This is a genomic window from Pseudoalteromonas sp. G4 (assembly GCF_028875915.1).
Taxonomy (GTDB): domain Bacteria; phylum Pseudomonadota; class Gammaproteobacteria; order Enterobacterales; family Alteromonadaceae; genus Pseudoalteromonas.
Genome location: NZ_JAPEHW010000024.1, coordinates 10,939 through 24,940 on the forward strand (window position 1 = coordinate 10,939; position 14,002 = coordinate 24,940).

The 14,002-nt window shown below is 40.7% G+C and carries 11 protein-coding genes and 1 pseudogene; 6 read left to right on the forward strand and 6 right to left on the reverse strand.

The annotated features are described in order from the left end of the window. The first annotated feature begins 72 nt into the window (after positions 1 to 72). From ON073_RS09210 to ON073_RS09225, 4 genes and pseudogenes are all read left to right on the forward strand, one after another. Positions 73 to 1,074 (forward strand): Fe(3+) ABC transporter substrate-binding protein, encoded by a 1,002-nt coding sequence (locus ON073_RS09210; protein ID WP_274761592.1) that lies wholly within the window; start codon positions 73 to 75, stop codon positions 1,072 to 1,074. Continuing rightward, a pseudogene (locus ON073_RS09215) lies at positions 1,074 to 2,781 on the forward strand (ABC transporter permease). The gene ON073_RS09210 and the pseudogene ON073_RS09215 overlap by 1 nt, the downstream one beginning before the upstream one ends. Then, positions 2,774 to 3,832 (forward strand): ABC transporter ATP-binding protein, encoded by a 1,059-nt coding sequence (locus ON073_RS09220; RefSeq protein ID WP_274761593.1) that lies wholly within the window; start codon positions 2,774 to 2,776, stop codon positions 3,830 to 3,832. The pseudogene ON073_RS09215 and the gene ON073_RS09220 overlap by 8 nt, the downstream one beginning before the upstream one ends. Positions 3,833 to 3,847: 15 nt before the next feature. Further along, positions 3,848 to 4,753, forward strand: a complete 906-nt coding sequence (locus tag ON073_RS09225; RefSeq protein ID WP_274761594.1) for a Dyp-type peroxidase — start codon at positions 3,848 to 3,850, stop codon at positions 4,751 to 4,753. A 44-nt stretch (positions 4,754 to 4,797) separates the two neighbouring features. Here ON073_RS09225 and ON073_RS09230 read toward each other — a convergent pair whose 3' ends face one another. The 3 genes from ON073_RS09230 to argR all read right to left on the reverse strand — a co-directional run bounded on the left by ON073_RS09230 (position 4,798) and on the right by argR (position 7,102). Beyond that, the gene (locus ON073_RS09230) at positions 4,798 to 6,093 is read right to left on the reverse strand and encodes a NosD domain-containing protein (RefSeq protein ID WP_274761595.1); all 1,296 of its coding nucleotides are present in this window, start codon (positions 6,091 to 6,093) and stop codon (positions 4,798 to 4,800) included. Beyond that, positions 6,038 to 6,433 carry a hypothetical protein gene (locus tag ON073_RS09235; RefSeq protein ID WP_274761596.1) on the reverse strand — a complete coding sequence of 132 codons (396 nt, stop codon included), beginning with the start codon at positions 6,431 to 6,433 and terminating at the stop codon, positions 6,038 to 6,040. Before ON073_RS09235 ends, ON073_RS09230 begins: the two co-directional genes overlap by 56 nt. Positions 6,434 to 6,634: 201 nt before the next feature. After that, positions 6,635 to 7,102, reverse strand: a complete 468-nt coding sequence (argR, locus tag ON073_RS09240; protein WP_274761597.1) for a transcriptional regulator ArgR — start codon at positions 7,100 to 7,102, stop codon at positions 6,635 to 6,637. A 287-nt stretch (positions 7,103 to 7,389) separates the two neighbouring features. Here argR and mdh point away from each other — a divergent pair, with 287 nt between their 5' ends. Continuing rightward, positions 7,390 to 8,328, forward strand: coding sequence for a malate dehydrogenase (gene mdh, locus ON073_RS09245; protein WP_274761598.1), 939 nt, complete (start codon positions 7,390 to 7,392; stop codon positions 8,326 to 8,328). A 108-nt stretch (positions 8,329 to 8,436) separates the two neighbouring features. On the opposite strand, the gene ON073_RS09250 is transcribed toward mdh, so the two are convergent. The 3 genes from ON073_RS09250 to rdgB all read right to left on the reverse strand — a co-directional run bounded on the left by ON073_RS09250 (position 8,437) and on the right by rdgB (position 12,082). Next, positions 8,437 to 10,263, reverse strand: coding sequence for a DUF885 domain-containing protein (locus ON073_RS09250; protein ID WP_274761599.1), 1,827 nt, complete (start codon positions 10,261 to 10,263; stop codon positions 8,437 to 8,439). A gap of 83 nt (positions 10,264 to 10,346) precedes the next feature. Next, the gene (gene hemW, locus ON073_RS09255; RefSeq protein WP_274761600.1) at positions 10,347 to 11,483 is read right to left on the reverse strand and encodes a radical SAM family heme chaperone HemW; all 1,137 of its coding nucleotides are present in this window, start codon (positions 11,481 to 11,483) and stop codon (positions 10,347 to 10,349) included. Then, the gene (rdgB, locus tag ON073_RS09260; protein ID WP_446728521.1) at positions 11,483 to 12,082 is read right to left on the reverse strand and encodes an RdgB/HAM1 family non-canonical purine NTP pyrophosphatase; all 600 of its coding nucleotides are present in this window, start codon (positions 12,080 to 12,082) and stop codon (positions 11,483 to 11,485) included. Before rdgB ends, hemW begins: the two co-directional genes overlap by 1 nt. A gap of 196 nt (positions 12,083 to 12,278) precedes the next feature. On the opposite strand from rdgB, the gene ON073_RS09265 reads away from it, so the two are divergent. Then, the gene (locus ON073_RS09265; RefSeq protein WP_274761602.1) at positions 12,279 to 13,958 is read left to right on the forward strand and encodes an alkaline phosphatase; all 1,680 of its coding nucleotides are present in this window, start codon (positions 12,279 to 12,281) and stop codon (positions 13,956 to 13,958) included. Positions 13,959 to 14,002 lie beyond the last annotated feature (44 nt).

The following is a 14,002-nucleotide window of genomic DNA, read 5'->3' on the forward strand; positions in this document are numbered from 1 at the left end:
TTTATTACTGTACATTCAACATCAGATAGATACAATTCAAGTGATAATACTTCTTATTTATGGTTCTTCAATATGAAAAAAGCAATCGCATTACTCGCGTTACTTGCAGCTGGTGAAGTTGCAGCAAAAGATGTTGTTAATATTTACTCGTATCGTCAGGGTTTTTTAATTGAGCCGATATTACAAGAGTTCACAAAAGAAACCGGTATTGAAACCAAAGTTGTATTTGCCAAAAAAGGCTTAATTGAAAAGCTTAAAAAAGAGGGTAAGTACACTAAAGCTGATATGGTGCTTACATCTAACTTCAGTGCGTTACTGCAATTAGAAGATGAAGGCTTAGTACAGCCAATTACCAGCGAAGTTGTTGAAAAGAATGTTCCAGCACAATTTAGAGATGACGAAGGCAGTTGGGTTGCGTTAACTAAGCGTGTTCGCAATGTTTACTCGTCTAAAGACCGTGTGGGCAAGCTGGACTCTCTAACATATGAAGATTTAGCAAAACCAGAATTCAAAGGCAAAATCTGCATGCGCTCAGGTAAGCACCCTTATAATTTAGGGCTGGTAGCTTCTATGATTGCCCACCACGGCGAAGCCGAGGCGCGTGAATGGCTGAAAGGGTTAAAAGCTAACTTAGCACGTAAGCCACAAGGTAATGACCGCGCACAAGTAAAAGCCGTTAAAGAAGGTCTTTGTGATATCGCGCTAGGTAACAGCTACTATTTTGGCAAAATGCTTAATGACCCAAAACAGGTGCCATGGGCTGAATCTGTATACATTAACTTCCCGAATCAGACGAATCGTGGTTCACATATTAACGTTTCTGGTGCGGTTTTAACCAAACACGGTAAAAACACGGCTAACGCGTTAAAATTAATCGAATTTATGACTGACAATAAAGCTCAGAATATGTATGCTTCTGTGAATATGGAATATCCGGTAAAACCGGATGTTGAAGTTTCTGAGTTAGTGGCGTCTTGGGGCAAATTTAAGGAAGATGCGCTGCCATTAACAAAGGTAAGTGAATACCGTCCATTGGCATTGAAGCTGATCGACGAGGTGAAATTTGATCTTTAATGCGCTTTAACTTCTCACTGTCTAAATGGCAGTTAATTGCTTATGCGACAGGCTTTTGCCTGTCGCTTCCGTTATTGTTCCTGATTTTTGAATCGTTTCAACCTGATACCGAGGTATTTGAGCATTTAAAACAGACCGTTTTGTGGGACTATACCTACAATACCGTGGTGCTTATTTTTGGTGTTTGTCTGCTCAGTAGCATCATTGCGCTGCCGCTTGCGTGGCTTTGTGCCTACAGTGATTTTCCAGGTAAAAAGCATTTCGAATGGGCGCTGATGTTACCATTAGCTATGCCTACCTACATTATTGCCTACGTTTATACTGATTTATTTGATTATGCTGGCCCTGTGCAATCATGGCTGCGTGCGGTATTTGGCTGGCAATCACCAGACGATTATTGGTTTTTCGATATTCGCACACTGGGCGGTGCAATGGTGATGATTGCGCTGGTGTTATATCCATATCTCTTTCTCATCTTTAAAACCGCGTTAAAAGAACAGTCATACAAACTTGTGCAAGCTAGCCAGGTGATGGGTTATTCGCCCGTAAAGAGCTTTTTTAAGGTGTCTATACCGCTTGGTCGAGGGGCTATAGCGGCTGCGCTCGCTTTAATCAGTATGGAAACTATGGCTGATTTTGCGACCGTTAATTATTTTGCTGTAAGCACCCTCACAACAGCCGTTTACGATACTTGGCTTGGTTACTACTCATTAACTGCTGCGGCTAAAATTTCTGGCATAAGTTTACGATACTTGGCTTGGTTACTACTCATTAACTGCTGCGGCTAAAATTTCTGGCATAATGTTACTGTTTTTATTTGTTGTGATTGGCGTAGAAAAGTTTAGTCGTCGTAATCAAGCTGTCTTTGAGCGTTCAGCTGGTGAAAATAATGGGCCATTGTATTACCTTTCAGGTACATCGGCTTGGGCTGCAACACTTTATTGTTGTTTAGTTTTATTTGCTGGTTTTTTGTTACCTATCTTAATTCTCGTTAATTATGCTGTGAGTTACTTTAGCCAAGCATGGAATAGTGATGCATTTTTGTATGCATGGCAAAGCCTTAAAATAGCGCTAATTGTAAGTGTAATTTGTGTTGCCTTAAGTGTGCTTATTAATTTTTATCAGCGCATTTCAAATTCTCGATGGGCTGCAATCCCAGGTAAAGTCTCGAGTACAGGCTATGCATTACCCGGTACAGTACTTGCCATTGCCGTGTTGTTACCGCTTACTGTGTTTGATGAAAAATTAAATATATTTGCTGAGTCAACGGGGTGGTTTGAAGAGCCTGGTTTAATTTTCAGTGGTACGCTGTTTGCGCTTATGTTTGCCTATGTTGTGCGTTTTTATGCCATCTCACAAGGTGCAATAGAATCGAGTTATGCGCGCATTTCGCCATCGCTTGATATGGCCAGCCACTCGATGGGGGTCAGTGAAGGAAAAACATTAAGACGTGTGCACTTACCGCTTTTAAAGCGAGGGATGTTAACTGCGGGCTTAATCGTATTTATCGAATGCATGAAAGAGTTGCCCGCGGCATTGTTACTTCGCCCATTTGACTTTGAAACACTGGCAACTTACGTCTATCAATATGTCAGTGACGAGCAATTAGAGCTGGCCTCGGTGTCGGCATTATTTATTGTTTTAGTTGGGTTAATCCCTTTATATTTAGTTAATAACACAATGGAAGCCAAAGCGTCTCATGAGTAATTTGTCGATTAACAATTTGGATTATAGCTACAATGGCAAACCTATTTTGAAGGATTTGTCATTGCAGGTGAAAGACAATGAAATTGTGTGCTTACTGGGTGCCAGTGGTTGCGGTAAAACAACCACACTTAAAGCTATTGCTGGGCTTTTAAAACCTAGCAAAGGAGATATTTCAATTGCACAAGTTGCGGTTAATGGTGAAGGGCTGTATGTGCCTCCACAAAAGCGCAATATTGGTATGATGTTTCAAGATTATGCGCTGTTTCCACATTTAACTGTTGAGCAAAATATTGCCTTTGGTCTTCATCAAGAAGGTACAGCCGTTCGAAAAGAGCGTGTTAAAGAGATGCTTTCGTTAATTAAACTGGATGAATTTGCAGAGCGTTACCCGCATCAACTATCTGGTGGTCAGCAGCAACGAGTTGCGATTGCCCGCGCTCTTGCATACAAGCCAAGTTTGTTATTACTCGATGAGCCATTTTCGAATATTGACCATCAAGTTCGCTTTCAATTAATTGATGATATTCGCCGTATCATTAAAGATCAGCAAGTCTCCGCTATTTTCGTTACCCATTCCAAAGAAGAAGCCTTCGCTTTCGCTGATAAATTAGCAATTATGGAAGAAGGTAAAATTGCCCAATTGGGCACGCCAGAGGCACTTTATCGCAAACCTGCAACCAAAGGCGTAGCGGCCTTTTTAAGTGCAGGTATATTTATTGACGCTGATGCACAGTCGGGCACGGAATTTAATACTAATTTCGGTACTATCAATTCACTGGAGCCGGTGATGAACGGACAGGGGGCGGTGTCAGGTAAAGGCTGCATTTATTTAAAACCTCAGTACCTATCTCTTAGTGCTGATGAGCAAGGGCAGGGCGAATTTGTTGCCAGCCGTTTTGTAGGCAATCGCTACTTGTGCCGTGTGAAATTAGATCAGCAAGAGCTCGAAGTACCGTGTGCGGAACATCAAAGTTATCAGCCTGGTCAGCGATTAGCTATTGATGTTAAGCCACATTTAGTTAATTATTTCGCCTATACTAATAAAAATTAAAATAGGAAGCTAAGTATGCCACAAGCGCAATCAGGAGTTTGTGCTGAAGCTAACTTGCATGGTGTTCATCTGTTTTTAAACGTATTAGATGGGCAAGAACTCAGTATTTCAGGCAAACTCGCGCGTATTCTTGATATTCAAGAACGCTTTGATCATGAGTTTTCTGAAGCACTTGTTTCATGTGTTGTAGCAATAGGCTCGCAATTTTGGCCGCATATTTATCCGAGTAAAATGCCTAAAACGCTCGCTGGCTTTCCCCAATTTGAACACCTTGAACACGCCACACCGTCAAGGCCGATTGATTTAATGATCCAAATTCGTGCTGACCGCCTTGATGTAGTGCATCTATTTGTGATGGAAGTGATTGAGCTACTCAGTGGCGATATTGAACTGATTGAGCAAGTTAAGTGCTTTCATTACTTAGATGGTCGTGACTTAAATGGTTTTATTTATGGTGTTGCTAATCCCCATGGCCGTAAAAAACAAACTGTGGCGCTGGTAGGCGATGAAGATTTAGCGTTTGCTGCAGGAAGTTATATTCATGTCCAGCGTTATCGATACGATTTAAAAGCGTGGCAAGAAATTTCTAAAGCAGAGCAAGAAGTGGTAATGGGACGTACTGCAAGTGCTAATCAAAAGGTGAGTTGTGCCCCTGAAAACAGCCACAGTCAACGTACAGAGCTTTATGACGAGCATGGCAATGCGCTATTTTTAAATCAAGGTATGCCCTTTGCTGATATTAACCAGCAGGGATTTTTATTTATTAGTTGCGCTAATAACGGTTATGCATTTCAAACGCTGTTAAAGCATCGTTTAGGCTATATTGATGATAATGGTCCTGATATGTGGCTGGAGTTTGCCAAAAGTGATTTTGGCGCAGCGTTTTTTGCACCTTCGGTGAATATGTTAAGAGAATTATAATTGAAAGATAAAGGAGCCTAATGGCTCCTTTCGAAATTTATTGCTTAGTCGCAGTTTAAGCTATTCAACAAGCCATCTGCGTATGTGAGTAGAATATCAGCATAACCTTCAGTTACTTTCTTACCTTTTTGCGCTTTAAGATGGGCGTTAAATGAGATTATTTTTTCTTTCGCGTCACAAAACGCTTGATCCTCAATTAAACGCATTGCGTGTTGAAGTTTTTTAGTGAATGGCGTTTGCATTTGTTTAGCAATATCGCCAGTTTCAACGCCTAAGTTCACCATATTAATTAGCTCATTCACATTATCTAAGCAGCCATCTTGATTCGCATCTGCACTACTAGCATCTTCTGAAGGGCAATTATCTAGTGAGTCTGCGATTCCATCACCATCAGAGTCGTTAGCAAATGCAACTCCATACGTCGAGAAATGTGCAATTGAAGCTTGGCAAGTGGCACTCATCAATAGATTGTCATTTACGCAGCTGCTATCAGGTAGTAATTGAAAAGTTTGCGAAAGCTCGTCATAAAGATAAATACCGAGTGCGGCAATTTGGTTCTCAGATAAGCTAGTTGTATCAACTACCAGAGTTAATGTGGCAGCTGGAGTGAAAGTTGTTCCTTCTGGGCCAAATGAATAGAGCACGACGGCTGTTCCGGCGCCATTACCAATCATGATCTCGGCATCTTCAATTGCTGAAGACTCTACGATAATGGTGGTGTCTTGTGCTAATGAGTTTGCTGGTACATTAAAGACTAATGTATTTTCTGAATTAGCGACTGTGCCACCTGTATTTGCAATAATTTCTTGCTCTGCTTCAGGTGGGGGTGTGGGTGTAACCCAAGCATTTTCATCCACCCAAGGAAGAAGGTCATATGGAGCATATGAGTTATCACAGATTAAATCTTTATTGGTATCATTGCAGCCTTCAGTAGTCTCATCAAAAGAGGAGTAGTAATTCCCAGCAAGTGGTAATGGTTTGCCTAATTCAAAGCTGCCATCAGAGAAGTAAAGCTCAATAAAATCTTTAAAGTTATTTCTATAAATAGCATTGTCGATACTACTAACAGAATAAAGTGGCATACCGATACTTTCAAAGGTGTTGTGCATCACTTCGTTGTTATCTGATTGTGCGTTGAAAAGTATTCCTTTTTCATTGAGCGCATTGTTTTGAGGTGTGAAATAATTTGCACTTATAACATTCTGAGTGCTAAAGCGCATAGTAATACCAGAACCATTTTCAGGAATATTAAGCGTATTATTTTCAATTAGGTTAGCGTGTGAATTAGATAGATTTAAGGCGCCATGAAATGCATTCGAAATGGTGACGTTTGTTGCCATAATTTTGATTGTCTGTTGATAAGATGTTTAAGTTTTCAATAGTGACATTGGTCGTTTGGTCTAGCGTGATGAGGCTTAACCAGAATGCATCTGGTGGCGATATTAGATTAAAGTTACTGCCATCGAGTGTGAAGTCATTAATATTTTGAATGTTGATATGTCCTTCAAAGCTTTGTGTCATGGTACAAGTGTTTGTCTCACTGCTCCATAGTCCGTTTAATTCTGCACACCCAGATACTTTTTCAGTGATGTTGACAGTTGTTGCAGATAGGTGCCAAGAACAGATTAATGAGAATATGAGGAACATTTGATATAACTTATTTTGACTCGCTGTATTCATTACTACCCCCTTATAAAAAGCCATGATGAATCGCGTGAAGGTGCAAGTTTAGTCGTAAATGATAATTTTTTAAGACTGACTTGGACTAACTAGAATGTGGTTATAAGCTGTGAACTTATGGCATGAATATACGGAGGTTTATTAGCAATAAATCGAAGAGATATTTGGTTTCAGTTGGGGTAACTGAAACCACGGGGGGGCTTATACAGTTTCAAATAAGTTTTTAACTTTCTCAAGCGTGACGTCAATTTCTGATATTTTGGCTGGTGCGATAAAAATCGTGTCATCACCTGCAATAGTACCAAGTACGCCGTCTGCTTTACCTAGCGAATCAAGTAAACGGGCAATAAGCTGCGCCGCACCTGGGCTGGTACGAATGATGATCATCATTTCGTTATGCATGATATCAATGACTAGTTGGCGTAGAGGGCTTTTTGCGGTTGGTACGCCCATTTCAGCAGGTAAACAATACACCATCTCTTGCTTAGCATTACGAGTGCGCACAGCACCAAACTTGCTCAACATGCGAGACACTTTACTCTGACTAATATTGTCAAAACCCATGTCTTTTAAGGCATCAACAATTTCACCTTGTGAACCAAAATTTTCTTCTTTTAAAAGGGCTTTGAATGCTTTAACCAGCGCTTCTTGTTTGTCTTGTATTTGCATGTGAACGGGCAGTTTAACCAATTGATGAACGTTATGCTAAATTCTACACAAGTTAAGGTGAATTGCATTAATAAAATCGTAATCTTAATTTAATTAGGGTTGAATAAATCTCAAGAAAAACCGGATTTTTTTAATTGATAGCGTTGTCAACTAATCGGGCTGTATAAAGTTTACAACTATGGTCGCTATTTATATAAAAAATGGCTGTTTTATTTGTTTTTATGCGCACTTTTCATTATCTTTATGGCACTTTTTTAAATACCTACCTCTAATCACGGAGAATTCACATGAAAGTTGCAGTTTTAGGCGCAGCTGGTGGTATCGGCCAGGCCCTTTCTTTATTACTTAAAACACAATTACCAGCTGGTTCTGATCTATCGTTATACGATGTTGCACCAGTTGTTCCAGGTGTTGCTGTTGACCTATCACATATCCCAACTGCAGTTAAAGTTGAAGGTTTTGGTAAAGACGATTTAGATGCAGCGTTAGTTGGTGCTGATATCGTAATCATTCCAGCTGGTATGCCACGTAAGCCAGGTATGGACCGTGCTGACTTATTCAATGTAAATGCAAGCATTGTTAAAACACTTGCTGAAGGCATTGTTAAAAACTGTCCTAAGGCGCTTGTAGGTGTTATCACTAACCCTGTAAACGGCACTGTACCAATCGTTGCTGAAGTATTCAAAAAAGCAGGTACTTATGAAGCTAACCGTGTATTCGGTGTGACTACACTAGACGTTATCCGTTCAGAAGCGTTCATCGCTGAACTTAAAGGCGTAGACGTTGCTTCTGTTAAAGTTCCTGTAATTGGTGGTCACTCAGGCACAACTATTCTGCCACTTCTATCACAAGTTGAAGGTGTTGAGTTCACTGCAGAAGAAGTTGAAGCACTTACTCCACGTATCCAAAATGCAGGTACTGAAGTTGTTAACGCGAAAGCGGGTGGCGGTTCAGCAACACTTTCAATGGGTGCAGCAGCTGCACGTTTCACTCAGTCTTTAGTTAAAGGCTTACAAGGTGAAGAAGGTGTTATCGATTACGCATACGTTGCTGTTGAAGGCGGTGACGCAGCTTACTTCGCACACCCTGTACGTTTAGGTAAAAACGGTGTGGAAGAAATCCTTTCTTACGGTGAGCTTAGCGCATTCGAAGAGAAAGCGAAAAACGATATGCTTGAAACGCTTAACAAAGACATTCAAGAAGGTATTGACTTCATCAACGGTTAATTCCGAGATAAGTTGTTACAGTAAAAAAGGCCGCAATTGCGGCCTTTTTTGTATCTTAATTGATAACAAATAAAAGGCGTTTTATACGCCTTTTATTTTTATCGCTTATTAACCTTGTTTGCTAGCAACCCAATCGTTTACAAAGCCTTCAAGAGTATTGAGTGGCACAGGGCCGCTCTTAAGCACAACATCGTGGAATTCACGAATATCGAACTTTTCGCCAAGTTGTTTCTTCGCGTTTTCACGTAGTTCAACAATCTTAATCATACCAATTTTGTATGCCGTTGCTTGTGATGGCATTACAATGTGACGCTCTACCATTTTAACGCCGTCTGATGTTGCATTTGGCGTGTTATTTACGTAGTAGTCGATACCTTGTTGGCGTGTCCATTTCATTGCGTGAATACCTGTATCCACAACTAAACGACATGCACGCCATAATTCCATTGCAAGACGACCAAAATCTGAATAAGGGTCTTCATACAAGCCCATTTCTTTTGGTACTAACTCTGAGTATAAGCCCCAGCCTTCAACGTATGCTGTGTAACCGCCAAATTTACGGAACTTAGGAATGCCTTCTAATTCTTGTGCAATAGCAATTTGCATATGGTGACCTGGAATACCTTCATGGTAAGCAAGTGCTTCCATTTGGTAAGTTGGCATCGCTTCCATATCGTATAGGTTGGCATAGTAAATACCTGGGCGCGAACCATCTGGTGCAGGTTGCTGATAAAATGCTTTACCTGCTGCTTTTTCACGGAATGCTTCTACACGTTTAACAATCATGTCTGCTTTTGGCTTAACGATAAATAGCTCATCAAGACGTTCTTTCATGTTGTCGATCATCGCTGTAGCATCAGCAAGGTACTTCGCTTTACCTTCTTCAGTGTTTGGCAAGTAGAACTGCTTATCCGTTTTCATGAATTCCATGAATGCTTTTAAGTCGCCTTTAAAGCCAACTTTATCTTTAATTTCACGCATTTCATCATGAATACGTGCAACTTCAGATAAACCAATTGCATGGATCTCTTTAGCTGTTAATTCAGTGGTTGTTGTGCGCGCTAATGCGTTGTTGTAGTAAGCTTCGCCTTCAGGGAACTTCCATGCACCATCGCGATTGTCTGCGCGAGATTCTAAACCAATTAAATAGCTAATAAGCGATTCATAAGCTGGACCTACTGATGCTTTTAGTGCTTTTGTAGCATCAGTTACAAGTGCATCTTTTTCATCTTGTGCGATTTCAAGCTTTGCCACTTTACGTTTGAAGTCAGCAAGTAAAGTTGAGTCTTCACCTGTGGTAAATGGTGCACCTTTTAAGATGTTTTTGCTTGAGTCAATTACATGCGGGAATACAAACTTAGGAGCAATAATGCCTTTTTCAGCACGTGTTTCTAAGTCTTTTTCAAGCTGTGTAAATACCGTTGGCACACCATTTAAACGTGAAATATACGCTTTAGCATCAGATACATCTGTAATTTGATGTTGGTTAATTAAAAATGCCGGGATCATCGAGTGTGTGCCGTACATCTGATTAACAGGGTAGGTGTGATGGCGCCATTTAAAGTCGCTAATAGTTTGCTCTAAGCCTTGTTCCATTAGGTCGTAGCTTACTTGTGTTGTCGCATCTAGTTTGCTGCGGTCAAATGCACGAAGCGTGATAAGGTCTTGCTTTGCAAGGGCTAAATTTTCTAGTGCACGTGCTTCAGAGCCATCATCCCATTTATCGTAGTCTTTTTTGATGCCCATATAGGTTTGATAAACTGGGCTGCGCATTACACCACGCATAAATACTTCTTCAAAGAACGCGTTAGCACGTTCACTTTCAGATTGTTGTTTAACTACTTCAGCAGTTGTATCTTGTGTTGTTGCTGGTGATTGACAACCAACTAAAAAAACAGAGCTGATTGCTGCTGCAATTAATGAGCGCTTAAGCATTGTGTTTTACCTTTATAGTTATGAAGTTTATAACGAAGTGATTAAACAAACGTTACTGTTTTGCATGGGTCGCTGCAACGACGTTACACAAATAATTGTAACAAGTCATTTAAAAAGCGGTGACCTTTTGCGGTAACTTGCCAGATATTGTCGTTTTGTTGCATTAATCCTGCATTTATTGCTTGATTTAAATTAGAACGCACCTGCTCAATAGGCAAGCCGGTTAACTCAACAAATTCGTTGATATTGAATGCCTCTTGCAAACGAAGACGATTCATAAAATATTCAAAAGGCAGTTCGTCAGCGTCAACTTGCCAACTATCAAACAGATACGGGCGGGTTAAATCCATATAACCTTTAGGGTGCTTAACCTTTACGGTGCGAGTAATTTGATTGCTGGCTAAGTCGGTTATTTTGCCATGAGCACCACAGCCAATGCCTAAATAGTCGCCAAAGCGCCAATAATTCAAGTTATGCTGACATTGAAATCCTGGTTTGGCATAACCTGATATTTCATATTGCTGGTAACCAGCATCGCTTAGTAATTGATGGCCTTGCTCTTGAATTTGCCATAAAGTTTCATCTTCTGGCAGCACCGGTGGTTTCGAGGCAAATTGCGTATTTGGCTCTATGGTGAGTTGATACCAAGAAATATGGGGAGGATTTAGTGCAATCACTTGCTTTAAATCACTAAGTGCATCATCAATGGATTGATCGGGCAAACCGTGCATTAAGTCCATATTGAAACTATTTAAACCAATTGTTTTAGCAAGTTTGGCAGCGTTAATAGCTTCATCAGCATCATGAATTCGACCAAGGCTTTTCAGTTTGTCTTGCTGCAGTGATTGCACGCCAATTGAAATACGGTTTACGCCAGCAGCACGATAGCCAATAAATCGCTCGGCCTCTACGGTACCAGGGTTGGCTTCTAAGGTAATTTCAATATTGTTGGCAAAAGGGATAAGGCGTTCGATGCCAGTAAGTAAATCTGAAATCGCTTTTTCAGTAAATAAACTGGGAGTGCCACCACCGATAAAAATACTTGTCAGCTTGCGCCCTTGCACATAACTTAAGTCAGTTTTTAAATCATCAAGTAGGTGCTGTACATAGGCAGATTCGGGAATATCCGATTTTAAACCATGACTATTAAAGTCGCAGTAGGGGCATTTTTGCACACACCAAGGAATATGGACGTAAAGGCTAAGCGGTGGCAGTTTCATTACAACGCCTTTAATTGTTCAAGTAATAGACTAAGTGCTTTTCCACGATGACTTAAGCTATTTTTGGTAGCTTTATCTAGCATTGCAGCGCTGCAGTTCATTTCTTTACTAAAAAACACAGGGTCATAGCCAAAGCCTTGCTCGCCTTGACGCTTAGTTAAAATCTCTCCTTGCCATACACCTTGGCAAATAATAGGGGTTGGGTCATCAGCGTGGCGCATAAGCACTAGTACACACCAAAAACGCGCAGTGCGGTTTGAGTTGTCACCAAGTTCGGCTAATAGTTTGTCGATATTGTCGGAGTCATTGGCATTTTCACCTGCAAAACGTGCGGAATAAATACCGGGTGCACCGCCTAGGGCTTCTACTTCAAGACCTGAATCATCTGCAATTGCTGGTAGGCCAGTTACTTTTGCGGCATGCCTTGCTTTAATAATCGCGTTTTCAATGAAGGTTGTGCCAGTCTCTGCAACTTCGGGTACATCAAATTCTGACTGTGCAATAACGTCAATATTTAAGCTTGCAAGTTTGTCGGCAAGTTCAGCTACTTTACCTTTGTTGCCAGTTGCCAACACAATTTTTTCAAATGTCATATTCATATCTGTATAGGGTGACTATTTACTTATTATACCAATTGCAAAGAGTGAATGCTTAGTAGATTTTTGAAATGTTATATAGTTACTTTTCAATGGGTTAGGTGCTGAGTGATTATTCTAAATGCCATAAATATGAAATCTTAGTTTAACAATTGGTGAGTAGGCTATCGCAAAATTTAATTCAAATGGGTACAAAATAATGAAAAAAACATGTGTCGCCCTAGCAATTGCTAGCTTATTCATGACGGGTTGTGGTTCAGACGACAAGGAAATTGTTGAAGTAATCAAAGAAGTTGAAGTGATTAAAGAGGTTGAAGTACCACCGGCCGTTGTTACTGAAGTAAAGAATGTAATTCTAATGATTGGTGACGGCATGGGTCCTCAGCAAGTGGGTCTGCTTGAAGAGTATGCACGCCGCGCACCAAACTCAACATATCAGAGCAAAAATGGTGTAACAGCACTGTCAAAATTTGCTAACCAAGGTGTTATGGGGTTATCACTCAATGCCCCTCACGGTGCTAATGGCAAGCTAGTTGTTGACTCAGCATGTTCTGCAACACAGCTAGCCACGGGTATGGCTGCAGGTTCCGAAATGGTTGGTCTTGACGACCAAGGTAACATTGTTGAAACCATCTTAGAAAAAGCGAAAAAAGCGGGCAAAGCGACAGGTTTAGTGTCTGATACACGTATTACTCACGCAACACCAGCGGCATTTGCTGCGCACCAACCTCACCGTTCACTTGAGCCTGAAATTGCAGAAGAGCTAATTGCTAGTGGCAGTGTTGATGTATTACTGTCAGGTGGAGCACGTGTATTTTTACCGTCTGATATTAAAACGGATACTGCCGATCGTGATGTAATGAAAGCGTTAGGTGCGCCTGAATCAGTTTATAAAAAATCAAAGCGTAGTGATGACCGCAACCTAGTAGTTGAAGCAAAAGAGCAATTTGGCTATGAAGTTGCGTTTGATAAAGCACAATTAGATGCAACTGAAACAACCAAGCTGTTAGGCTTATTTGCTAACTCAGGTATGGCAGATGGAATTGCATACTCTGCGTGTAAAGAAGCAAATAGCTGTTCGCAACCGTCGTTAAAAGAGATGACAATGAAAGCCCTTGATGTGCTTTCAAAAGACGAAGACGGTTTCTTCCTTATGATTGAAGGCGGTCAAATTGACTGGGCAGGTCACGCAAATGATGCAGGTTGGATGCTACATGAATTACTTAAGTTTGATGAAGCTGTTGAAGCTGTGCATGAGTGGGTAAAAGACCGTAATGATACATTAGTCGTTGTAACCGCTGACCATGAAACGGGCAGCTTTGGTTTTAGTTATTCTCGCTACAATATGCCTGAAGCGACAACACTTCCTGGCGATGGCATGCAAGGCCGTGACTATAAACCAAACTTCAACTTTGGTGATTTAAGTCATCTTGAAATGTTGTATAAGCAGTCAGGTACTTTCTACAACATGCTTGATATGGCTAATGCAGATTGGAATTTTGATGCGGCAACAGCAAATGATTGGATGACAGCTATCAATAATTACAGCGAATATAAAGTGACATTAGAAGAAGCTGAGAAAGTGGGTGAGCGCGAAAATAACCCTTACTACGATCCAGACCATAAATATCAGAGCGCAGATGTTACGCCAAAATTTGATGACTTTAACGAGTTCTACGTTTATGCAGATGAAGATCACACTGCAAAAATTGGTCGTGCTTTAGCGCATCACCAAAACGTTGTTTGGGGTACTGGTACGCATACAGCAGCGCCAGTTCCAGTATACGCATTCGGTCCTGAAGGTGTAACAAAGCAATTTTCAACCATGCAACATCACGTTGATATTGGCCAAAAAATGATGGCAGCACTTGGTTTATAATCAATTGCATATTAAAAAACCTTTTTTAATATTTTAACTAAAGT

Bases quoted from the DNA above. Each gene is read 5' to 3' on its own strand.
- ON073_RS09210 (WP_274761592.1), top strand. From the start codon at position 73: ATGAAAAAAGCAATCGCATTACTCGCGTTACTTGCAGCTGGTGAAGTT.
- ON073_RS09220 (WP_274761593.1), top strand. From the start codon at position 2,774: ATGAGTAATTTGTCGATTAACAATTTGGATTATAGCTACAATGGCAAA.
- ON073_RS09225 (WP_274761594.1), top strand. From the start codon at position 3,848: ATGCCACAAGCGCAATCAGGAGTTTGTGCTGAAGCTAACTTGCATGGT.
- ON073_RS09230 (WP_274761595.1), bottom strand. From the start codon at position 6,093: ATGGCAACAAACGTCACCATTTCGAATGCATTTCATGGCGCCTTAAAT.
- ON073_RS09235 (WP_274761596.1), bottom strand. From the start codon at position 6,433: ATGAATACAGCGAGTCAAAATAAGTTATATCAAATGTTCCTCATATTC.
- argR (WP_274761597.1), bottom strand. From the start codon at position 7,102: ATGCAAATACAAGACAAACAAGAAGCGCTGGTTAAAGCATTCAAAGCC.
- mdh (WP_274761598.1), top strand. From the start codon at position 7,390: ATGAAAGTTGCAGTTTTAGGCGCAGCTGGTGGTATCGGCCAGGCCCTT.
- ON073_RS09250 (WP_274761599.1), bottom strand. From the start codon at position 10,263: ATGCTTAAGCGCTCATTAATTGCAGCAGCAATCAGCTCTGTTTTTTTA.
- hemW (WP_274761600.1), bottom strand. From the start codon at position 11,483: ATGAAACTGCCACCGCTTAGCCTTTACGTCCATATTCCTTGGTGTGTG.
- rdgB (WP_446728521.1), bottom strand. From the start codon at position 12,082: ATGAATATGACATTTGAAAAAATTGTGTTGGCAACTGGCAACAAAGGT.
- ON073_RS09265 (WP_274761602.1), top strand. From the start codon at position 12,279: ATGAAAAAAACATGTGTCGCCCTAGCAATTGCTAGCTTATTCATGACG.